Origin of the sequence: Delftia sp. Cs1-4 (assembly GCF_000214395.1) — a bacterium.
GTDB classification, from domain to species: Bacteria; Pseudomonadota; Gammaproteobacteria; order Burkholderiales; family Burkholderiaceae_C; genus Comamonas; species Comamonas acidovorans.
The window spans coordinates 5,579,674-5,598,954 of sequence record NC_015563.1 but is presented as its reverse complement, the minus strand read 5'-3'; the positions used below and the strand labels follow the sequence as shown (position 1 = coordinate 5,598,954).

Genomic DNA, 19,281 nt, shown 5'->3' with positions numbered 1-19,281 from the left:
GTGTCCGGGCAGGCCGGGCGCAGGCCAGGGGCAGGCCTGCCGCAACGCTTCAGTGGGCGTGGCCGTGCGCCGGTGCCTGCGCAGGCCCGCTTGCGGCACTAGCGGCACTGGCGGCATCCAGCGCCAGGAAGTGGTGGACCACGGGCCGCCCGGGGCCGATATGAAAACGCAGCGCCTGGGCCTGCAGATCGGCATCGGCCCTGGACACGCGCTGGTGCTGGCGCAGATGCTCGGCCCAGGACTCCACCAGGAACCACTCGATCACCCGGCCCGGCTCGCCCGTGTGCTCGGCAATGCCCCAGGCATAGGCGCCGTCGCGCCGCCGCTCGCGTGCGACATGCTGCATGGCCTCGATGAAGGCCGGCAGGTCGTCGCGGCGCACCTGGTACTCCACCTGGATCATCACCGGGCCACGGTCATGGGCCACGGGTTCGGCCAGCAGCGGCTCGGGCCAGTGGTTGGAGGCCTGCAGGTCCGCCTCGCCCGTGGGCAGCTTGATGCGGTGGAACACCAGCGAGATGGCCACCAGGCCCGCCGCGCCGATCAGCAGCGCCGTGGGAATGCCCACGCCCTGCGCGAACAGCCCCCAGGCCAGGCTGCCGCCCGCCATGGCGCCGTTGAACACCATCAGGTAGATGGCCAGCCCGCGGCCGCGCACCCAGTTGGGCAGCACCGCCTGGGCCACGCCGTTGAGCGTGGTCAGCGCAATGATCCAGCCCAGGCCCAGCACCAGCATCAGCAGCACGGCGGCCCATTGCGGCGGCGCGGCGGACAGCGCGGCCATCACGGCGGCGCTGAGCACGGAGGACAGCAGCACCAGGCCATCGGCATCCAGCCTTTTGCGCAGGCGCGGCAGCAGCAGCGCGCCCAGGATGGCGCCTGCGCCCACGGCGCCCAGCATCACGCCGTAAAAGCCTGCCGAGCCGCCCAGCATGCGCCGCGCCACCAGCGGCAGCAGGGCCCAGACCGAGCTGGCGAAGAGGAAGAACACGGCGGCGCGCAGCAGCACCACATGCAGCTCGCGGCTGGAGCGGGCATAGCGCAGGCCTGCGCGGAATGCGCCGAAGAACTGCTCGTTCAGGGCCGAGGCCTCGGCCTTGGGGCGCTTCCACCAGACCAGCGCGGCGATCACGAACACGTAGCTGGCCACGTCCGCGCCATAGGCCGCCGCCGCGCCGAAGCTGGCCAGCAGCAGGCCGCCGGCCGCAGGGCCGAGGGCGCGTGCGATGTTGATGCCCAGCGAGTTCAGCGCCACCGCGTTCTTGAGGTCGCTGCGCGGCACCAGCTCGGGCACGATGGACTGCCAGGTCGGCCCCATCAGCGCCGCGCCTATGCCGCCCACGAAGGTCAGCGCCACCAGGTACTCCACGGTCAGCGTGTTGGTGCGGGCCAGCAGCAGCAGGCTGGCGCTGACGGCAGCCAGCAGGATCTGGATGCCGATCAGGAAACGGCGGCGGTCCAGGATGTCCGACAGCACACCGGCCGGAATCGCCAGCAGGAAGATGGGCAGCGTGGCCGCCGTCTGGATCAGCGCCACGGCGGCCGGGCTGGCCGACAGCTCGGTCACCATCCAGGAGCTGGCCACATCGCGCATGAAGCTGCCGATGTTGCCCAGCACCGTGGCCGCCCACAGCACCGCGAACACGGGCTGGCGCAGCGGCGCGAAGCTGCCGGAGGAACTGCCGGCAACAGCTGGGGCAGACGGCTTGGAATCGATGGACATGGCCTTGCTCCTCAGGCCATCCAGCAGGAGCAGCCCAGCGCGCCGAAGAAGCTTCGGGGGTCCGAGGTCGGCACGTTCGATGCCCATGCGTCGGCATGGCTGTGGCCGTGCATGCCGCAGCTGGTGCCGCAGCCGCAGGCCGCCGCCAGGCTGCGGTAGCGCACGGGGTTGAGCGAGTTCCTGCCCGCGCCCTCGGGCTCGCCCCAGGCGCCGTAGCCGCCAAAGCGCCGCACGGGCGACCAGTCGGGCATGGCCGGCGGCAGCGGGTTGTCGTCATGCTGCTGGAAGGGGCCTGCGCCATAGACCACGCGGCCGCCCACCACGGTGAGGTCGGAGGTGAGGAAGGAGATCTCGTCCTCGGGCACGGCGAAGTAGTCCTTGCTGGGCACGATCATGTCGGCCAGCTGGCCCACCTGAATGCGGCCGCGCAGGCCTTCCTCGTTGGAGAACCAGGCCACGTTCTCGGTCCACATGCGCAGCGCGGTCTCGCGGTCCAGCAGGTTGCGCTGGGGGTACATCTGCAGGCCGCCCACGGTCTTGCCCGTCACCATCCACGACAGCGACACCCAGGGGTTGTAGGAGGCCACGCGCGTGGCGTCCGTGCCGGCCGAGGTCTTCACGCCGCGCTCCAGGATCTTCTTGACGGGCGGCGTGGCCTCGGTGGCGCGTGCGCCGTAGCGTTCGGTGAAATATTCGCCCTGGTAGGCCATGCGGTGCTGCACGGCCACGCCGCCGCCCAGCGCCGCAATGCGGTCGATGGACTTGTCCGAAATGGTCTCGGCATGGTCGAAGAACCAGTTCAGGCCGTCGATGGGCGTGTCGCGGTGCACCTTCTCGAACACATCGAGCGCGCGCGAGATGGTCTCGTCATAGGTGGCGTGCAGGCGCCACGGCCATTGGTTCTGCACCAGCACGCGCACCACTTCCTCCAGGTCGCCCTCCATGCTGGGCGGCATGTCGGGGCGCGGCTGGCGGAAGTCCTCGAAGTCGGCGGCCGAGTACACCAGCATCTCGCCCGCGCCGTTGTGGCGGAAATAGTCGTTGCCCTGCTTGTACTTCACGCTTTGCGTCCAGTTGAGGAAGTCGGCCTTCTCCTCCTTGGGCTTTTGCGTGAACAGGTTGTAGGCCAGGCGCACGGTGATCTGGTTGGCGTCGCTGAGCTTCTGGATCACGTCGTAGTCGTCGGGGTAGTTCTGAAAGCCCCCGCCCGCATCGATGACGCCGGTCACGCCCAGGCGGTTGAGTTCGCGCATGAAGTGGCGCGTGGAATTGACCTGGTAGTCCAGAGGCAGCTTGGGGCCCTTGGCCAGCGTGCTGTAGAGGATGGTGGCGTTGGGCTTGGCCAGCAGCAGACCCGTGGGGTTGCCGTTGGCATCGCGCGTGATCTCGCCGCCTGCAGGCTGGGGCGTGTCGCGGGTGTAGCCCACGGCGCGCAGGGCGGCCGCGTTGAGCAGGGCGCGGTCATACAGGTGCAGCAGGAAGACCGGCGTATCGGGCGCGATGGCGTTGATCTCGTCGATGGTGGGCAGGCGCTTTTCCACGAACTGGTGCTCGGTGAACCCCCCGACCACGCGCACCCACTGCGGCGCAGGCGTGATGGCCACCTGGCGCTTGAGCATGTCCAGCGCGTCGGCCAGCGAGCGCACGCCGTCCCAGCGCAGCTCCAGGTTGAAATTCAGGCCGCCGCGGATCACGTGCGTGTGGTTGTCGAACAGGCCGGGCAGCACGCTGCGGCGCTGCAGATCGATGCGGCGCGTGCCGCTGCCGGCCAGGGCCAGCACCTCGGCGTCCGAGCCCACGGCGATGAACCGGCCGTCCTTCACGGCCACGGCGGTGGCGGTGGGCTGGGCCTTGTTCAGCGTGGTGAAGCGGCCGTTGTGGAAGATGACTTCCGGCGTGGAATCGGACATGGAGGCTCCTTGGCGAGCGTTGGTGGTGCAACCCAGCAGTCCACCCATGGCAAGGGTGGCAGCGGAGCCCAGGACTTTTCTGCGCGTGGTCATGGTGCAGTTTTCTTGGAGAGAGGGGGAGGGGTCAGCCGTGGTGCCGATCGGCATCGGCATCGGCGTTCTTGCGGCCGGGCAACTCGCCCAGCACATGCTCGGTGGCCTGCGTCTTGCTGCAGGCGCTGCGCAGGTCCATGCCCTGCAGCAGATGCCGGCCCACGGGCACGATCTGCTCGCCGGCCAGGATGCCCAGCAGGCCGACCAGGGCCACCAGCGGCGGTGCGGGCGAGCGCACCTGCAGCAGGCTGTAGACCACACCGACCAGCAGGCCGGCCCCAAGGGAAAGTGCGTAGAGCTTCATGGTGTCACTCCGTGGACGGGGCCGGCGGCGGCGCTGACGCTCAGACCTTGGCGGGGTTCGGGCCCATGGTCTCGCCATGCTGCACGCGCTCGGCCGCCTTGTGCACCATGGTGTAGGCATAGTCCACGCCCATGCCGTAGGCGCCGGAATGCTCGCGCACGATGTCCATCACCGCGTCGTAGGTCTCGCGGCGGGCCCAGTCGCGCTGCCATTCCAGCAGCACCTGCTGCCAGGTCACGGGCACCACGCCGGCCTGCACCATGCGGTCCATGGCGTAGTTGTGCGCGTCCAGCGACGTGCCGCCCGAGGCGTCGGCCACCATGTAGATCTCGTAGTCCGTGTCATGCAGGGCCGACAGGGCGAAGGTGGTGTTGCACACCTCGGTCCACAGGCCGGAGACCACGATCTTCTTGCGGCCCTGGGCGGCGTTCCTGGCCAGTGCGTCCCGCACGTTCTGGTCGTCCCAGGAATTCATGGAGCTGCGCTCCAGCAGTTGGTGCTCGGGGAACACGGCCAGCAGTTCGGGATAGGTGTGGCCGGAGAAGCTGCCCGTCTCCACCGTGGTGATGGTGGCGGGGATGCCGAAGGCCTTGGCCGCCTTGGCCAGGCCCACCACGTTGTTCTTGAGCACCTGGCGGTCGATGGACTGCACGCCGAAGGCCATCTGGGGCTGCTGGTCGATGAAGATGATCTGGCTGTTGGCGGGGGTCAGGACTTCGAGGTACTTGCGGTCGGTCATGGTGATCTCCTGTGAGGGGTTGGACGGGGTACGGGAAATGTTTTCTTGGGAAGAGGCGGGCAGGGCGCTTCAGCGTGCCGTGTCGACGAGCACCAGCTCGGTGTCGGCCAGGGCCGTCACGCGGAAGCTGTCCACATCGCTGATGGCGGCGCCGTCGCGCTCCTGCAGCGTCACGCCGTCGATCTGCACCGAGCCGCTGGCCGGCACCAGGTAGCCCAGGCGGTCGCGGCCGATGCGGTACTCCGTGCTCTCGCCGGCCTTCAGCGTGGCGCCCAGCACCCGGGCGGCGGTGCGGATGGGCAGGGCGTCCTCGTCGCCGGGCAGGCCGCTGGCCAGGGCCACGAAGCTGCCCGAGCGCTCGCCCTTGGGGAAGGGCTTGGCACCCCAGGACGGGGGCTGCTGGCCGCGCTCGTCGGGCATGATCCAGATCTGGAAGATCCGCGTCGTGTCCTTTTCCTGGTTGTATTCCGAGTGGCGGATGCCGGTGCCCGCGCTCATCACCTGCACATCGCCCGCTTCGGTGCGGCCCTTGTTGCCCAGGCTGTCCTGGTGGGTGATGGCGCCTTCACGGACGTAGGTGATGATTTCCATGTTGGCGTGGGCATGGGGCGGGAAGCCCGTGCCGGCGGCGATGGTGTCGTCGTTCCACACCCGCAGCGCGCCCCAGCCCATGCGGGCCGGATCGTGGTAGCCGGCGAAGGAAAAGTGATGCTTGGCATCGAGCCAGCCGTGGTTGGCACCGCCAAGGGCTTGGAAGGGACGGCGTTCGATCATGGTGTTCTCCTGCTGCGTTGTGTGTTGCGATGGATGAACTTTATGTTTTGCCGATCAAGAAGAGAATAGAAAATATGCAAAGACATCTATTCCAAAACTTTCATGCCAAGACTTCCTGACCTCGAAGCCTGGGCCGTCTTCGCCAAGGTGGCCGAAACGGGCTCCTTCGCCAAGGCCGCCGCCGACCTGGGCGTCTCCCAGCCCACCATCTCCAAGGCCATCACGCGGCTGGAGACGCGGCTCAAGACCAGCCTGTTCCACCGCACCTCGCGGCGCATGTCGCTGACGGCCAGCGGCCAGGCCTCGCTGGAGCGCGCCGCGCGCATCCTGGCCGAGGGCGAGGCCGTGGAGGCCGAGATCAGCGAACAGTCCAAAAGCCTGCGCGGCCCCATCCGCATTGCGGCGCCCATGTCGTTCGGCATCTCGCACCTCGCGCCGGCCGTGCCCGCCTTCATGGCCGAGCACCCGGAAGTCACGCTGGACCTGCACTTCAGCGACGAGCTGATCGACGTCGTGGCCCAGGGCTTCGACATCGCGCTGCGCATCTCCTCGCTGCCCGACTCCAGCCTGCTAGCACGGCGCCTGTGCACGGTGCGCCTGCTGCTGGTGGGATCACCCGAATACTTCGAGCGCCACGGCCGCCCCACCCATCCGCGCGAGCTGGCGCAGCACCGGGCGCTGCGCTATGTGCACAGCCGCCTGGGCGAGGCCTGGCGCTTCGTGCATGCGCGCCGCGGCGAGTTCGCCCAGGTCGTGCCCACGGCCATGCGCGTGAACAATGCCGAGGGCCTGGCGCCGGCCCTGCGCGCCGGGCTGGGCCTGGCCCTGCAGCCCGAATTTCTGGCTTGGGAAGACCTGCAGTCCGGCGTGTTGCAGACCTGCATGGACGATTGGCAGGTTCCCTCCATCGCCCTGCACATCGTCACGCCGCCGGGGCGTGCCCGGCCGGCGCGCGTGCAGGCGCTGATCGATTTCCTGGCTGCGCACTTCGCGCTGGCGCCCTGGGCGCGCGAGCCGCAGGCGTAGATCGCAAAAAGGGGAGGGCTTCGGTGGGAGGGCTTCGGCCTCAGCTGGCCCAGGAGGCCGGCAGCAGCTGCAGCAGCACCACCGTCATCACCACATAGCGCAGGAACTTGCCGATGGCCATGTAGAACACGCAGGGCCAGAACGGCAGGCGCAGCCAGCCTGCCACGGCGCACAGCGGATCGCCCACCACCGGCAGCCAGCTCAGCAGGCAGGCCTTGGCGCCCAGGCGGCGCAGCCACACGCGGGCGCGGCGCTCGTGGCGGGACAGGGCGCGGGGCGGCTTGGCCCGCAGATCCTCGGGCAGTCCGGCGCGCCGCCGCTCGCGTGCCGCACGCCAGGCCTTGTGCGCACCCAGGCCCATCCACCAGCTGATGGCGCCGCCCAGCGTATTGCCGGCCGTGGCCACGAAGACCGTCTGCCAGAACAGATCGGGGTTGAGCTGCAGCAGGCCGACCACCGCAGGCTCGGAGCCCAGCGGCAGCAGCGTGGCCGAAATCAGGGCCACGATGAACACGGTGCTGAGGCCGAACTGCGGCAGCGCCAGCCAGCCCAGCAATTGATGCATCCAGAATTCCATAGGTGCTGCCAAGTGTAGGTCTGCGCTGGCTGACGCCTTGTCGGCCTGAAGCTATCGTGGGGCCTGTTCCAGAACCACAAGCACAGGGGGCGTCATGCAGACAGGGCGGATTGCAGGATGGGCGGGATGCGCGGCATTGGGAATGGCAGCAGCCGGCCTGGCCGGCTGCGCTGCGTTGCAGCCATCGCCAGGCAAGGACACCACCGTGGTGGCACAGGCCGCTGTCCAGGCGCCGCCCGCCCAGGCTGCACCGCCCTCGGCCTGGGGCAAGGCGCTGCAGGCCAAGGGCTGCACCCTGCCGGACCCGGCCGTGGGCGACAGGCTGGAGCAGCTGCAGCGCGAGCTGGAGCCGCTGGGCCTGGAGCCGCGTCTGCAAGGCTGCGTGAGCCTGGCCGGGTCGGAGCCCGGCCCGGCCCTGGTGCTGGACGCCTGGGTGACCGACGGGCGCAAGGCCATGGCCGTGGTGCGCGGCCCGCTGGCCGACGGCGAGGCGCTGGACCTGGGACTGGAGGCTGGGCTGCAGACAGCAGGGCAGCCGAAAGCCGGGCTGCAGAAGGTCGGCCTGCGCCCCATGCCCGACGACCAGATCTCTCCCGACGTGCAATTCAACCGCCGCTGGTGGCAGGGCCGGCTCGGTGCCTACGGGCTGCAGGCCGTTCCGGGCCAGGTGCGCACCTTCGTGCCCACACCATGAAAACTGCGCACTGTCTTGTTTTCGCTGCTTGGCCGTCTTGACGGCCCGGTTTTAGCCCTGCTGAAAATTTGGGCAGGTACAATCTTGGTCCTTTGTTGCCGCCCGTTTTGTGCTCGGCGCGCGCGTTTTCTCCGGCTTTTCCGATGTCCTCCCCACCCCTGTCCATAGGCCCCCATGCCCTGGCCAATCGCCTGTTCGTCGCCCCCATGGCCGGGGTGACGGATCGGCCGTTCCGCCAGCTGTGCAAGGCCCTGGGCGCGGGCTACGCGGTCAGCGAGATGGTGACATCGCGCAAGGACCTGTGGAACAGCCTCAAGACCTCGCGCCGCGCCAACCATGAAGGCGAGCCCGGCCCCATCGCGGTGCAGATCGCGGGCACGGACGCCGAGATGATGGCCGAGGCCGCGCGCTACAACCTGGACCGCGGCGCCCAGATCATCGACATCAACATGGGCTGCCCGGCCAAGAAGGTCTGCAACAAATGGGCCGGCTCGGCCCTGATGCAGAACGAGGCCCTGGCCGTGGAGATTGCCCAGGCTGTGGTAGAGGCCTGCGCCCCGCACGGCGTGCCCGTCACGCTGAAGATGCGCACCGGCTGGTGCGACGCGCACAGGAACGCCGTGGTGCTGGCCCGCCGCTTCGAGGAGGTGGGCATACAGATGCTCACCGTGCACGGCCGCACGCGCGAGCAGGGTTACAAGGGCTTTGCCGAGTACGACACCATCGCTGCCGTCAAGGCGGCGGTGCGTGTGCCGGTGGTGGCCAATGGCGACATCACCAGCCCCGAGAAGGCGCGCGACGTGCTCGCCTACACGGGCGCCGATGCCGTGATGATCGGCCGCGCGGCCCAGGGCCGGCCGTGGATCTTCCGCGAGATCGCGCACTTCATGGCCACGGGCGAGCACATGGCCCCGCCGCTGGTGGCCGAACTGCGCCGGCTGCTGCTGGACCACCTGCAGGACCACTACAGCCTGTACGGCGAGGGCACCGGCGTGCGCAGCGCGCGCAAGCACATCGCCTGGTACCTGCGCAGCCTGCCGGGCGGTGAAGCATTCAGACAACACATCAACACCATCGAGGACTGCGCGGTGCAATGGCAGGCCGTGGCCGACTATCTGGACGCCCTGGGCGCACAGATGGACCGGATACCGGCCGCCATCGATGCCGGCGCCACAAGCGCCGAATTCGGAGAGCCCGCAGGAATGACAGTATGAGCAACCAGAACATCGAACAATGCGTGCGTGAAAGCCTGGAGGGGTATTTCCGCGATCTCGACGGCGAAAAGCCCAACGGCATGTACGACATGCTGATCCACCTGGTCGAAAAGCCGCTGCTGGAAGTGGTGATGACCCAGGCCGACAACAACCAGTCCCGCGCTGCCGACTGGCTGGGCCTGAACCGCAACACGCTGCGCAAGAAGCTGCTCGAGCACGACATGCTCTGAGCGGCACGAATCTCCATTTCTTCAAACTCCCTGCACTGACGCCCATGAACGCCCTGCTCTCCGTCTCTGACAAGACCGGTATCGTCGAATTCGCCCAAGGCCTGCACGCCCTGGGCATCAAGCTGCTGTCCACCGGCGGCACCGCCAAGCTGCTGGCCGAGGCCGGCCTGCCCGTGACCGAGGTGGCCGAAGTCACCCAGTTCCCCGAAATGCTGGACGGCCGCGTCAAGACCCTGCACCCCAAGGTCCACGGCGGCCTGCTGGCGCGCCGCGAGCTGCCCGCCCACATGGCGGCCCTCAAGGAGCACGGCATCGACACCATCGACCTGCTGGTGGTGAACCTCTACCCCTTCGAGGCTACCGTGGCCAAGGCCGGCTGCACGCTGGCCGACGCCATCGAGAACATCGACATCGGCGGCCCGGCCATGGTGCGCTCTGCCGCCAAGAACTGGGCCGACGTGGGCGTGATCACCGACGCCGGCCAGTACGAGGCCGTGTTGGGTGAACTCAAGGCCAACGGAAAGCTGTCCGACAAGCTGCGCTTTGCGCTGTCCGTGGCCGCCTTCAACCGCATCGCCCAGTACGACGGCGCCATCAGCGACTACCTGTCCAGCGTGAAGTTCGAGGACGAGAAGCTCTCCGAAGCCTACGTGCCCGAGCGCAGCCCCTTCCCCGGCCAGAGCAACGGCCACTTCACCAAGGTGCAGGACCTGCGCTACGGCGAAAACAGCCACCAGCAGGCCGCCCTGTACCGCGACCTGTATCCGGCTCCCGGCTCCCTGGTCACGGGCGAGCAGCTGCAGGGCAAGGAGCTGTCGTACAACAACATCGCCGACGCCGACGCTGCCTGGGAATGCGTCAAGAGCTTCGAGCAGCCCGCCTGCGTGATCGTCAAGCACGCCAACCCCTGCGGCGTGGCCGTGGGCAAGGACGCGCACGAAGCCTATGCCAAGGCCTTCCAGACCGACCCCACCAGCGCCTTCGGCGGCATCATCGCCTTCAACCGCACGGTGGACAAGGCAGCGGCCGAGGCCGTGGTCAAGCAGTTCGTCGAGGTGCTGATGGCTCCCGACTTCACGGCCGAGGCGCTGGAAATCTTCAAGCCCAAGGTCAATGTGCGCCTGATGAAGATCGCCCTGCCTGCCGGTGGAGAGCGCGCCTGGGACCAGGGCCGCAACGCCATGGACGCCAAGCGCGTCGGCTCGGGCCTGCTGCTGCAGACCGCCGACAACCATGAGCTGGCCCTGGCCGACCTCAAGGTCGTCACCGTCAAGCAGCCTACGCCCGAAGAACTGCAGGACCTGCTGTTCGCCTGGAAGGTCGCCAAGTACGTCAAGAGCAATGCCATCGTGTTCTGCAAGAACGGCATGACCATGGGCGTGGGCGCAGGCCAGATGAGCCGCCTGGACTCGGCGCGCATCGCCTCCATCAAGGCCGAGGCCGCCAAGCTGAGCCTGCAGGGCACGGTCGTGGCCAGCGATGCCTTCTTCCCCTTCCGCGACGGCCTGGACGTGGTCGTTGACGCAGGCGCCACCTGCGTGGCCCAGCCCGGCGGCTCCATGCGCGACCAGGAAGTCATTGACGCCGCCAACGAGCGCGGCGTCGCCATGGTCTTCACCGGCGTGCGCCACTTCCGCCACTGATGGCCGGCCAACTGCCTCCTGACGCAGACGACGAGGGCGACGACGCCCCCCACCGGCCCCGCTGGCTGGGCTGGGCGCTCGTGGTCTTCATGCTGCTGGTGGCGCTGGGTGTCTTCAACATCGGCTGGCGCATCATGCGCGGGCCGGCTGTTGCGCCCGTTGCGGGCCTGCCGGCGGCTGCCGTGACGGCAGCTGCAGATCCAAATGCAGGTGCAGGTACAGATGCAGGCCCCCGGCTGCTTGCCGGCAAGGCCCTGGTCGAGGGCAATGACTGCCTGCGCTGCCACGGCATGGTGCGCCACTACGTGGGCCCGTCCTTCCAGCAGATCGCCGAGCGCTACCGGGCCCGCGAAGATGCCGCCGACTACCTGGCGCGCAAGATCCGCGAGGGCGGGGCCGGCGAATGGGGCCGCGCCATCATGCCGCGCCACCCGCACCTCGATACGGCGCAATCCCTGCAGATGGCGGCCTGGCTGCTGTCCCTCCCCTCTCCCGAGCCGGGGAAATCCTGACCATGTCCCGCCTGTTCACCGCCCCTGACGGCCGGCCGCGCTGCCACTGGTGCGCCGCCACGGACGGCTACCTGGCCTACCACGACCGTGAATGGGGCTTTCCCGTCACCGACGACCGGCGCCTGTTCGAGAAACTCAGCCTCGAAGGCTTCCAGTCCGGCCTGAGCTGGCTGACCATCCTCAACAAGCGCGAGAACTTCCGCGCGGCCTTTGCGGGCTTCGACTTCCACCAGGTCGCGCGCTTCACCGAAGACGACGTGCTGCGGCTGCTGGGCAATGCGGGCATCGTGCGGCATCGCGGCAAGATCGAGGCCGTGATCAACAACGCGAAGCGGGCGCTGGAGATGGTGGAGGCGCAAGGCTCGTTGTCGGCCTTCTTCTGGCGCCATGCGCCTGCACCCGTGACCGGTGGCGGGCCCGTGTCCGAGACGGCCGAGTCTCGGGCGCTGTCCAAGGAGTTGAAGAAGCTCGGGTGGAAGTTCGTGGGGCCTACGACTGTCTACTCGTTCATGCAGGCCATGGGGTTGGTCAATGACCATGATTTGGGGTGTGTGGTGAGGGGGGAGGTGGAGCGGGCGCGGGGTGCGTTTCTGCTTGGTGCTTGAGCTGAGGTCTGGTTTTTGACCCTGCCGGGTGGTTGTTTTTCGAGGCCGGGTTTCGGCCCGGCGGCCGACCTCCTTTTCTTTGATTCGTCAAAGAAAAGGAGGCAAAAGAAAGACGACCCGAATGTCCGCGACCCCTTCGCTTCGCTGCGGGGCAACCTGCGTCGGGCCGCCTGCGGGGTTCGCCGTGAAACTCACTTCGCGCTGCGCGCTCCGTTCAAACAATCACGGCGAGTCAGATGACGAGGCAGTCCTGTCCTTCGGCAGGACTGCAACCCCGCAGGCGGCCCGACGCAGGCGCTGACATACGGGGAGTGGGGGCGGGCCGTCGCTGCGCTCGGCCTGGTTTTGAAAACATCCAGCTACTACACTTGCGGGAGGCCGAAAGGCCCGGTGTGTCGAAGCATCTTTTCAACAGCGTTTGTGACCCCCAGCGAAAAGTGGGGTTCTGTTGTACCCAGATTTCTGGGGCTGGCGCGTTCGTGCGCGCAAGTAGGAGCCAAGACATGCACCCTCTCATCGCCGCTCAGGCGGCCCATTCCCCACCACCTTTTCTTCCCACCTGGCAGCAGGCCATGCATGCTTCGCTGGGCCTGGTGCAGAGCACGCTGCAGCAGTTGATCGAGCTGATGACCGACGATCCCGACAGGGACGACAGTGAAATCGATGTGGACTGCGTCGTGGAGCTGGCGCTGGAACACATCAATCGCATGAGTGTCCAGCAGCACGCGGACCGCTATGCCTTCGAGGTGGAATGGATCAAGGCAACGGCGGCGCTGCGGCTGGCGCAGGGCGCCTTCGGGCGGCCGCAGTCACGCTTTGGCCTGCGGCTCAAGGATGCCATCCAGCAGCTGGAGATGCTGCCGGAGCTGGTGGAGTTCGTGGACCAGGGCGACGACGAGTGATGTGACCTGCACGCCAGCGCCGGATCACGGCGTTGGTGGCGTTGGCGTGCAAGGGAAGATATCTGCGGATATCAGAGCGTCTTGAACACTTCGCGCGCGGCTTCGATGGTTTTGTCGATGTCCGCGTCCGTGTGCGCGGCGCTCACGAAGCCGGCCTCGTACAGGGCGGGCGCAAAGTAGTGGCCGCGCTCCAGCATGCCGTGGAAGAAGCGGTTGAAGCGTGCGCCATCGGTCTTCATGACCTCGGTCCAGGTGCTGGGCAGCTCGGGCAGCAGGTAGAAGCCGAACAGGCCGCCCTGGTGGTCCACGCTGAAGGGCACGCCGGCGGCGTCGGCTTCGGCCTTGAAGCCGGCCATCAGGCGGCCGGTCTTCGCGTGCAGGGCGTCGTGGAAGCCCGGCTCGCTGATCAGCTCCAGCGTCTTGAGGCCGCAGGCCGTGGCGATGGGGTTGCCCGACAGCGTGCCGGCCTGGTAGACCGGGCCCAGGGGCGAGAGCTTTTCCATGATCTCGCGGCGCGCGCCGAAGGCCGCCATGGGCATGCCGCCGCCGATGACCTTGCCCAGCACGGTGATGTCGGGCGCAAAGCCTTCGATCTGCTGGGCGTACAGGCTCTGGGCGCTGCCCAGGGCCACGCGAAAGCCGGTCATCACCTCGTCGTAGACCATCAGCGCGCCATGCTCGCGCGTGAGTTCGCGGATGCGGCGCGTGAAGGGCACGCTGGCGCGCACGAAGTTCATGTTGCCGGCAATGGGCTCCATGATCACGCAGGCGATCTGGTCGCCGAACTGGGCGAAGGCCTCCTCGAGCTGGCCCACGTCGTTGTATTCCAGCACCACGGTGTCCTTGACCACGTCCTGCGGCACGCCGGCCGAGGAGGAGGCGCCAAAGGTCGCCAGGCCCGAGCCGGCCTTGACCAGCAGGGCGTCGGCATGGCCGTGGTAGCAGCCGTTGAACTTGATGATCTTGTTGCGGCCCGTGAAGCCGCGCGCCAGGCGCAGCGCGCTCATGCCGGCCTCGGTGCCCGAGCTGACCATGCGCACCATGTCCATGGAGGGCATGAGCGAGAGGATCTTCTCGGCCAGCACGACCTCGCGTTCCGTGGGCGCGCCGAAGGAGAAGCCTTCCAGCGCGGCGGCCTGCACGGCGGCCATCACCTCGGGGTGGCCGTGGCCCAGGATCATCGGACCCCAGGAGCCGATGTAGTCGGTGAACTGCTGGGCGTTCTCGTCCCAGAAATGCGCGCCCTGCGCACGTCGCACGAAGCGCGGCGTGCCGCCCACGGCGTTGAAGGCGCGCACGGGTGAATTCACGCCGCCGGGGATCACGGCCTTGGCGCGTTCGAACAGGGGAATATTCAGGTCAGTGGTCATAGTGCAGGAGTCTGCCATGTGCGGGGTACAAGCCAGAGGCGCCAAGCCAAGGGCGCAGCCGCTCAGGGGCGGCCTGCCTCAATGCTTGGTGTCATGGGGAGGCATCACGAAGCCTTCGATGGCCTGGGTGTCGGCGTCAAGCTCGGTGAGCGGCTCGGCGGCCTCGGCGTCTTCGTCCTCGGGCTCGGGCTGGGCCCAGAACATGCGGTCCGGGATGAAGTGGCCCATGCCGGGGCGAAAGCCGCTGTCCAGGCTGCGGTCCAGGTACTCCAGCGCCTCCTGCGTGGCCAGCCCCAGGTCGTTGCCGCTGGCCACCAGGGCCGCCAGCGCGGCCGACAGGGTGTCGCCCGAGCCGGTGAACGTGGCGTCGAACATCTCGTACTTGCTGTTGCCCAGCACGGACTGCGCCGTGGCCAGCACGTTGTCCACGAACTGGTCGGGCAGGGGGATGCCGGTGACCAGCACGTAGGGCACTTCCAGGGCCTCGGCCGCCATGGCGATGTCGCGCGCCGTGGGGCTGCGGCTGTTGCTCCAGTCGGGCAGCAGCCAGCGGCACAGCGTACTGTGGCTTCCAACCAACACCGAGGTTTGCGGCAGCACAAGCTCCTTGAGCGCGTCCATGTACTGGTCGAGCGGGTCTTCCTCCCACCACGACAGGTCCGGCATGTAGCAGACGATGGGGATGTCGGGATAGTCGGAAGCTATCTCGGCGATCGCCGCCAGGTTGCCCGGGCTGCCCACGAAGCCGACCTTGATGGCGGACACGGGTATGTCCTCCAGCACGGCGCGCGCCTGCTCGGCTACGGCCTCGTCGTCAAAGGGAAAATGCTCGAAGATCTTGGCCGAATCGCGTGCGTAGGCACCCGTGACCACGGGCAGCGGATGACCGCCGACCGAGGCGATGGTGGCGATGTCGGCCGACAGGCCACCTGCTCCGCTGGGGTCGCTGGCGTTGAAGACCAGCACGCACACGGGAGCGGTTTCGTCCACCAATTCGGTGTCGGGACTGGGGGAGTTGGAGGGGTTCAATGCCATGGCTCAGCCCAGTTTGCGCCCCGCCAGCGAAGGCCGTGGCGGGTGGTTATGACTAGATACAATCGTTGCATTCTATGTGAAGGCCCTTTAAGCTGTGACCGACCCTAAAACTTGGATGTGCTTGATCTGCGGGTGGATCTATGACGAGGCGCAAGGCTGCCCCGAGCATGGCATCGCACCCCAGACGCGTTGGGATGACGTGCCCATGAATTGGACCTGTCCCGAATGCGGTGCACGTAAAGAAGACTTTGAGATGGTCGAAATCTGAGCGCGGGACCACCCGCGCCGACTCATACATTTCCGGGAGGTTTCTCAGTGACGACATCGGGCGCACCCTTGCGCGTACTCGTGGTGGATGACAGCAATACCATCCGCCGCAGCGCAGAAATCTTCCTCAAACAGGGCGGGCACGAAGTGCTCCTGGCCGACGACGGCTTCGACGCACTGTCCAAAGTCAACGACTATCAGCCCCAACTGATCTTCTGCGACATCCTCATGCCCAAGCTGGACGGCTACCAGACCTGCGCCATCATCAAGCGCAACGCGCGCTTCTCCGATACGCCCGTGGTCATGCTCTCGTCCAAGGACGGCGTATTCGACAAGGCGCGCGGGCGCATGGTGGGCTGCCAGGACTACCTCACGAAACCCTTCACCAAAGACCAGCTGCTGCAGGCCGTGGAGCAGTTCGGCAAGCAAACCATAGGAGCACTTTGATGCCCATCCGCAAAGTCCTGGTCGTGGACGATTCCAAGACCGAACTGATGTTTCTGTCCGACATGCTGCAAAAGCAGGGACTGCAGGTACGTACGGCCGAGAACGGCGAAGAAGCCCTGCGCAGCCTGGCCGAAGACCGGCCCGACCTGATCCTGATGGACGTGGTCATGCCCGGCCAGAACGGCTTTCAGCTCACGCGCGCCATCACGCGCGACCCGCTGTACGCGGACCTGCCCATCATCATGTGCACCAGCAAGAACCAGGAAACCGACCGGGTCTGGGGCATGCGCCAGGGCGCGCGTGACTACATCACCAAGCCGGTGGATGCAGGCGAGCTGCAGGCCAAGATCGCGGCGCTGAACTGACGCGGTGCGCTGGCCATGGCGAACCGTGAAGCACTGCGCGATCTGCAATCCCGTCTGGCCGGCCGTCTCCAGGCCGCACGCAGCGAAGGCGTCAAGGTGGCGGCCTGGCTGGCCGTCCAGGCCGGCGGGCGCAACTACCTGATGCCGCTGGGCCAGTCCGGCGAGATCTTTCCCTGGGCCGGCGTACAGCCCGTGCCCTATACAAAGCCCTGGTTCCTGGGCATTGCCAACCTGCGCGGCACCCTGGCCGGGGTGATCGACCTGGCCAGCCTGCTGGGCCACGGCGTGGCGCGCAGCGAACCGGCGCTGGCCGAGTCCAGCCTGCTGGCCTTCAATGCCGCGCTGGAAGTGAACGCCTCCCTGCTGGTGGACCGCCTGCAGGGCCTGCGCAGCGCCGACGCCTTTGTGCGCACCGAGCCCGCGCCCGAGCAATCCCCCGCCTTTTTCGGCCCCGTGCATATCGATGAAGCGGGCCACCGCTGGCAGGAGCTGCAATTGCAGCGCCTGTCCCAAACCTCCGAGTTTCTGAGCATTCGCGCCTGAGTTTCTGAAGGTCGTCCCATGTCATTCTTGCAACGTCTTGCAAATCGCTTCCAACGCAAGCCGGCCGACTCCGGCTCGGGCGCGGACAACAGCATGCTCGGAGACACCGTCTCCCAGGATATGTACGCACTCGATGCGTCCATGACCGTGCAGGGCGCGCCCGACGCCATGCCGGGCGACGCCGGCGCAGTCCTGGACCAGGAAACGGTGGTCCTGCCGCTGCTGGGCCGCGCGCCTGCCGCGCGCCACCAGCGCACGCTGTCCACGCTGCTGGGCGTTTCCGTGCTGGCCCTGGTGCTGGCGGCGGCATGGGCTCTGCGCCAGGCGGACGGCTCGGCGCAGCAGCTGGCCGCCACCGGCCAGGCCCTGATGCAGTCGCAGCGCCTTGCCAAGTCGGTGTCGCAGGCGCTGACCGGCGCGGCACCTTCGTTTGCGGACGTGCAAGACAGTGCGGGCGTGCTGGCGCGCAACGTGCGCGCCCTCACCTCGGGCGATGACTCCATGGGCGTGCGCCCGCTGGGCGGCGCCTACGCCGACGAGCTGGGCCAGATCATGCCGCTGATGGAGCGCGCCGAGCAAAGCGCCAAGGTGGTGATGGAGCAAAAGCAGATCCTGACCCAGGTCGGCGACGCGCTGCGCACCATCAACCGGCAGTCCTCGGACCTGCTGGAGATCGCCGAAACCATCTCCTCGCTCAAGCTGCAGCAGGGCGCCAGCCCCGCCGAGATCTCGGCCGCAGGCCAGCTGGTGATGTTGACCCAGCGTATCGGCAAGTCGGCCAACGAATTCCAGACCGCCGAAGGCGTGAGCCCCGAGGCCGTGTTCCTGCTGGGCAAGGACTTGAACTCGTTCAAGGAAATCTCCGAAAGCCTGCTGGGCGGCAGCAGCGAACTGCGCCTGCCCCCCACGCGCGACGCCCAGACCCGCGAGCAGATCGAGGCACTGATCAAGCTCTACGAAGAGACCCGCACCGAGGCCAGCGCCATTCTGGGCAACCTGCAGGGCCTGGTCTCCGCCCGCGAGGCACAGACCGCCATCAACGCCGACAGCGAACCGCTGCGCCGCCAACTGGAAGACCTGCAGACCAAGCTGCAAAGCGGCGCCGGCATCGGCTCGCTGCCCATGGGCCTGCTGGCCCTGGCCACCGTGCTGGTGCTGCTGTGCGGCGTGGGCCTGTCCCGCGTGCAGCTGCTCGACAGCCGCCTGCGCCAGGAAGCTGCCGAACGCCGCCAGGAAGAGTCGCGCGTGCAGGAGCATGAAGCCAAGCGCATCAACGACGCCAACCAGGCCGCCATTTTGCGTTTGATGAACGAGTTGCAGTCGGTGGCCGAGGGCGATCTGACGCAGGAAGCCACCGTGACCGAGGACATCACCGGCGCCATCGCCGACTCGGTGAACTACACGGTGGAAGAGTTGCGCGCCCTGGTGGGCAGCGTGCAGAACACGGCAACGCGCGTGGCGCAGACCACGGCCGAGGTGGATGCCAACTCCACCGAGCTGCTGGCCGCATCGACCGAACAGCTGCGCGAGATCCGCGAAACCGGCCGCTCCGTGCTGGACATGGCCGGCCGCATCAACGAGGTCTCCACCCAGGCGCAGGAATCTGCCCAGGTGGCGCGCCAGTCGCTGGAAGCTGCCGACCTGGGCCTGAAGGCCGTGCAGAACGCCATCGGCGGCATGAACTCCATCCGCGACCAGATCCAGGAAACCTCCAAGCGCATCAAGCGGCTGGGCGAATCCTCGCAGGAGATCGGCGAAATCACCGAGCTGATTTCCGACATTACCGAGCAGACCAACGTGCTGGCGCTGAACGCCGCCATCCAGGCCGCATCGGCCGGTGAAGCCGGTCGCGGCTTCTCGGTGGTGGCCGAAGAAGTGCAGCGCCTGGCCGAACGCTCGGCCGACGCGACGCGCCAGATCGCGGCGCTGGTGAAGGCGATTCAGACCGACACCCAGGATGCCGTGGCCGCCATGGAGCGCTCCACCCAGGGTGTGGTCGAGGGGGCCCGCCTGTCCGACTCCGCCGGCACCGCGCTGACCGAGATCGACTCCGTGTCGCGCCATCTGGCCGAGCTGATTGAGCTGATCTCCTCGTCCACCTCGCGCGAAGCCGTTCTGGCCAACGACGTGGCCGAGAACATCCAGCACATTTTCGCGGTGACCGAGCAGACGGGCGAAGGTACGCGCACCACGGCACAGCAGGTGCGCGAACTCTCGCACATGGCCGAGGAACTGCGCCAGTCGGTGGCGCGTTTCAAGATTGCCTGACCCGGTCCAACATAGCTATGCACAGGCCCTAGGGGCTTGG

Annotated in this window: 21 protein-coding genes; 13 read left to right on the top strand and 8 right to left on the bottom strand. The window is 67.6% G+C overall.

All coding sequences use genetic code 11. The annotated features are described in order from the left end of the window. Positions 1–49: 49 nt before the first annotated feature. The 5 genes from DELCS14_RS24610 to DELCS14_RS24590 all read right to left on the bottom strand — a co-directional run bounded on the left by DELCS14_RS24610 (position 50) and on the right by DELCS14_RS24590 (position 5,543). The gene (locus tag DELCS14_RS24610; protein WP_013804045.1) at positions 50–1,723 is read right to left on the bottom strand and encodes an MFS transporter; all 1,674 of its coding nucleotides are present in this window, start codon (positions 1,721–1,723) and stop codon (positions 50–52) included. 11 nt (positions 1,724–1,734) lie between these two features. After that, a complete protein-coding gene (locus tag DELCS14_RS24605) occupies positions 1,735–3,633 on the bottom strand; it encodes an amidohydrolase (RefSeq protein ID WP_013804044.1) in 1,899 nt (632 codons plus the stop codon). Positions 3,634–3,757: 124 nt separating this feature from the next. Next, entirely contained in the window at positions 3,758–4,030 is a 273-nt protein-coding gene (locus tag DELCS14_RS24600) for a XapX domain-containing protein (protein ID WP_013804043.1), read from the bottom strand. Between the two features lie 40 nt (positions 4,031–4,070). Further along, positions 4,071–4,769, bottom strand: a complete 699-nt coding sequence (locus DELCS14_RS24595) for an isochorismatase family protein (RefSeq protein ID WP_013804042.1) — start codon at positions 4,767–4,769, stop codon at positions 4,071–4,073. A gap of 69 nt (positions 4,770–4,838) precedes the next feature. Then, complete coding sequence (locus tag DELCS14_RS24590) at positions 4,839–5,543, bottom strand: pirin family protein (protein ID WP_012203489.1); 705 nt, start codon at positions 5,541–5,543, stop codon at positions 4,839–4,841. A gap of 102 nt (positions 5,544–5,645) precedes the next feature. On the opposite strand from DELCS14_RS24590, the gene DELCS14_RS24585 reads away from it, so the two are divergent. After that, the gene (locus tag DELCS14_RS24585; RefSeq protein WP_013804041.1) at positions 5,646–6,569 is read left to right on the top strand and encodes a LysR family transcriptional regulator; all 924 of its coding nucleotides are present in this window, start codon (positions 5,646–5,648) and stop codon (positions 6,567–6,569) included. 40 nt (positions 6,570–6,609) lie between these two features. On the opposite strand, the gene DELCS14_RS24580 is transcribed toward DELCS14_RS24585, so the two are convergent. After that, positions 6,610–7,134, bottom strand: a complete 525-nt coding sequence (locus tag DELCS14_RS24580) for a YqaA family protein (protein WP_013804040.1) — start codon at positions 7,132–7,134, stop codon at positions 6,610–6,612. Positions 7,135–7,288: 154 nt separating this feature from the next. On the opposite strand from DELCS14_RS24580, the gene DELCS14_RS24575 reads away from it, so the two are divergent. The 7 genes from DELCS14_RS24575 (at position 7,289) to DELCS14_RS24545 (ending at position 12,946) form a co-directional block, all read left to right on the top strand. After that, positions 7,289–7,840, top strand: coding sequence for a hypothetical protein (locus tag DELCS14_RS24575; protein WP_228676815.1), 552 nt, complete (start codon positions 7,289–7,291; stop codon positions 7,838–7,840). A 143-nt stretch (positions 7,841–7,983) separates the two neighbouring features. Beyond that, on the top strand, positions 7,984–9,054 hold the full coding sequence (dusB, locus tag DELCS14_RS24570) for a tRNA dihydrouridine synthase DusB (RefSeq protein WP_013804038.1): 1,071 nt from the start codon (positions 7,984–7,986) through the stop codon (positions 9,052–9,054). Next, positions 9,051–9,284 (top strand): Fis family transcriptional regulator, encoded by a 234-nt coding sequence (locus DELCS14_RS24565; RefSeq protein ID WP_013804037.1) that lies wholly within the window; start codon positions 9,051–9,053, stop codon positions 9,282–9,284. Before dusB ends, DELCS14_RS24565 begins: the two co-directional genes overlap by 4 nt. A gap of 44 nt (positions 9,285–9,328) precedes the next feature. Next, entirely contained in the window at positions 9,329–10,927 is a 1,599-nt protein-coding gene (gene purH / locus DELCS14_RS24560; RefSeq protein WP_013804036.1) for a bifunctional phosphoribosylaminoimidazolecarboxamide formyltransferase/IMP cyclohydrolase, read from the top strand. After that, positions 10,927–11,439: a c-type cytochrome gene (locus DELCS14_RS24555; protein WP_013804035.1), complete on the top strand. Its 513-nt coding sequence runs from the start codon at positions 10,927–10,929 to the stop codon at positions 11,437–11,439. The genes purH and DELCS14_RS24555 overlap by 1 nt, the downstream gene beginning before the upstream one ends. 2 nt (positions 11,440–11,441) lie before the next feature. Continuing rightward, positions 11,442–12,044 (top strand): DNA-3-methyladenine glycosylase I, encoded by a 603-nt coding sequence (locus tag DELCS14_RS24550; protein WP_013804034.1) that lies wholly within the window; start codon positions 11,442–11,444, stop codon positions 12,042–12,044. Between the two features lie 503 nt (positions 12,045–12,547). Next, the gene (locus DELCS14_RS24545) at positions 12,548–12,946 is read left to right on the top strand and encodes a hypothetical protein (RefSeq protein WP_013804033.1); all 399 of its coding nucleotides are present in this window, start codon (positions 12,548–12,550) and stop codon (positions 12,944–12,946) included. 71 nt (positions 12,947–13,017) lie between these two features. Here DELCS14_RS24545 and hemL read toward each other — a convergent pair whose 3' ends face one another. After that, positions 13,018–14,316: a glutamate-1-semialdehyde 2,1-aminomutase gene (gene hemL, locus DELCS14_RS24540; protein WP_013804032.1), complete on the bottom strand. Its 1,299-nt coding sequence runs from the start codon at positions 14,314–14,316 to the stop codon at positions 13,018–13,020. Between the two features lie 78 nt (positions 14,317–14,394). Next, positions 14,395–15,351, bottom strand: a complete 957-nt coding sequence (locus DELCS14_RS24535) for a bifunctional hydroxymethylpyrimidine kinase/phosphomethylpyrimidine kinase (RefSeq protein WP_012203499.1) — start codon at positions 15,349–15,351, stop codon at positions 14,395–14,397. A gap of 115 nt (positions 15,352–15,466) precedes the next feature. Here DELCS14_RS24535 and DELCS14_RS30225 point away from each other — a divergent pair, with 115 nt between their 5' ends. The 5 genes from DELCS14_RS30225 to DELCS14_RS24515 are packed head-to-tail and all read left to right on the top strand — an operon-like array spanning position 15,467 to position 19,241. Beyond that, entirely contained in the window at positions 15,467–15,619 is a 153-nt protein-coding gene (locus DELCS14_RS30225) for a rubredoxin (protein WP_013804031.1), read from the top strand. Positions 15,620–15,666: 47 nt separating this feature from the next. Beyond that, positions 15,667–16,065 (top strand): response regulator, encoded by a 399-nt coding sequence (locus DELCS14_RS24530; protein ID WP_012203501.1) that lies wholly within the window; start codon positions 15,667–15,669, stop codon positions 16,063–16,065. Further along, entirely contained in the window at positions 16,065–16,430 is a 366-nt protein-coding gene (locus tag DELCS14_RS24525) for a response regulator (RefSeq protein WP_013804030.1), read from the top strand. The genes DELCS14_RS24530 and DELCS14_RS24525 overlap by 1 nt, the downstream gene beginning before the upstream one ends. A 15-nt stretch (positions 16,431–16,445) precedes the next feature. Further along, a complete protein-coding gene (locus DELCS14_RS24520) occupies positions 16,446–16,973 on the top strand; it encodes a chemotaxis protein CheW (RefSeq protein WP_012203503.1) in 528 nt (175 codons plus the stop codon). An 18-nt stretch (positions 16,974–16,991) separates the two neighbouring features. Beyond that, positions 16,992–19,241, top strand: a complete 2,250-nt coding sequence (locus DELCS14_RS24515) for a methyl-accepting chemotaxis protein (RefSeq protein WP_012203504.1) — start codon at positions 16,992–16,994, stop codon at positions 19,239–19,241. Positions 19,242–19,281: the final 40 nt, after the last annotated feature.

Excerpts from the sequence above, each read along its gene's own strand:
- DELCS14_RS24610 (WP_013804045.1), bottom strand. The coding sequence starts at position 1,723 with ATGTCCATCGATTCCAAGCCGTCTGCCCCAGCTGTTGCCGGCAGTTCC.
- DELCS14_RS24605 (WP_013804044.1), bottom strand. The coding sequence starts at position 3,633 with ATGTCCGATTCCACGCCGGAAGTCATCTTCCACAACGGCCGCTTCACC.
- DELCS14_RS24600 (WP_013804043.1), bottom strand. The coding sequence starts at position 4,030 with ATGAAGCTCTACGCACTTTCCCTTGGGGCCGGCCTGCTGGTCGGTGTG.
- DELCS14_RS24595 (WP_013804042.1), bottom strand. The coding sequence starts at position 4,769 with ATGACCGACCGCAAGTACCTCGAAGTCCTGACCCCCGCCAACAGCCAG.
- DELCS14_RS24590 (WP_012203489.1), bottom strand. The coding sequence starts at position 5,543 with ATGATCGAACGCCGTCCCTTCCAAGCCCTTGGCGGTGCCAACCACGGC.
- DELCS14_RS24585 (WP_013804041.1), top strand. The coding sequence starts at position 5,646 with ATGCCAAGACTTCCTGACCTCGAAGCCTGGGCCGTCTTCGCCAAGGTG.
- DELCS14_RS24580 (WP_013804040.1), bottom strand. The coding sequence starts at position 7,134 with ATGCATCAATTGCTGGGCTGGCTGGCGCTGCCGCAGTTCGGCCTCAGC.
- DELCS14_RS24575 (WP_228676815.1), top strand. The coding sequence starts at position 7,289 with ATGGCAGCAGCCGGCCTGGCCGGCTGCGCTGCGTTGCAGCCATCGCCA.
- dusB (WP_013804038.1), top strand. The coding sequence starts at position 7,984 with ATGTCCTCCCCACCCCTGTCCATAGGCCCCCATGCCCTGGCCAATCGC.
- DELCS14_RS24565 (WP_013804037.1), top strand. The coding sequence starts at position 9,051 with ATGAGCAACCAGAACATCGAACAATGCGTGCGTGAAAGCCTGGAGGGG.
- purH (WP_013804036.1), top strand. The coding sequence starts at position 9,329 with ATGAACGCCCTGCTCTCCGTCTCTGACAAGACCGGTATCGTCGAATTC.
- DELCS14_RS24555 (WP_013804035.1), top strand. The coding sequence starts at position 10,927 with ATGGCCGGCCAACTGCCTCCTGACGCAGACGACGAGGGCGACGACGCC.
- DELCS14_RS24550 (WP_013804034.1), top strand. The coding sequence starts at position 11,442 with ATGTCCCGCCTGTTCACCGCCCCTGACGGCCGGCCGCGCTGCCACTGG.
- DELCS14_RS24545 (WP_013804033.1), top strand. The coding sequence starts at position 12,548 with ATGCACCCTCTCATCGCCGCTCAGGCGGCCCATTCCCCACCACCTTTT.
- hemL (WP_013804032.1), bottom strand. The coding sequence starts at position 14,316 with ATGACCACTGACCTGAATATTCCCCTGTTCGAACGCGCCAAGGCCGTG.
- DELCS14_RS24535 (WP_012203499.1), bottom strand. The coding sequence starts at position 15,351 with ATGGCATTGAACCCCTCCAACTCCCCCAGTCCCGACACCGAATTGGTG.
- DELCS14_RS30225 (WP_013804031.1), top strand. The coding sequence starts at position 15,467 with ATGTGCTTGATCTGCGGGTGGATCTATGACGAGGCGCAAGGCTGCCCC.
- DELCS14_RS24525 (WP_013804030.1), top strand. The coding sequence starts at position 16,065 with ATGCCCATCCGCAAAGTCCTGGTCGTGGACGATTCCAAGACCGAACTG.
- DELCS14_RS24520 (WP_012203503.1), top strand. The coding sequence starts at position 16,446 with ATGGCGAACCGTGAAGCACTGCGCGATCTGCAATCCCGTCTGGCCGGC.
- DELCS14_RS24515 (WP_012203504.1), top strand. The coding sequence starts at position 16,992 with ATGTCATTCTTGCAACGTCTTGCAAATCGCTTCCAACGCAAGCCGGCC.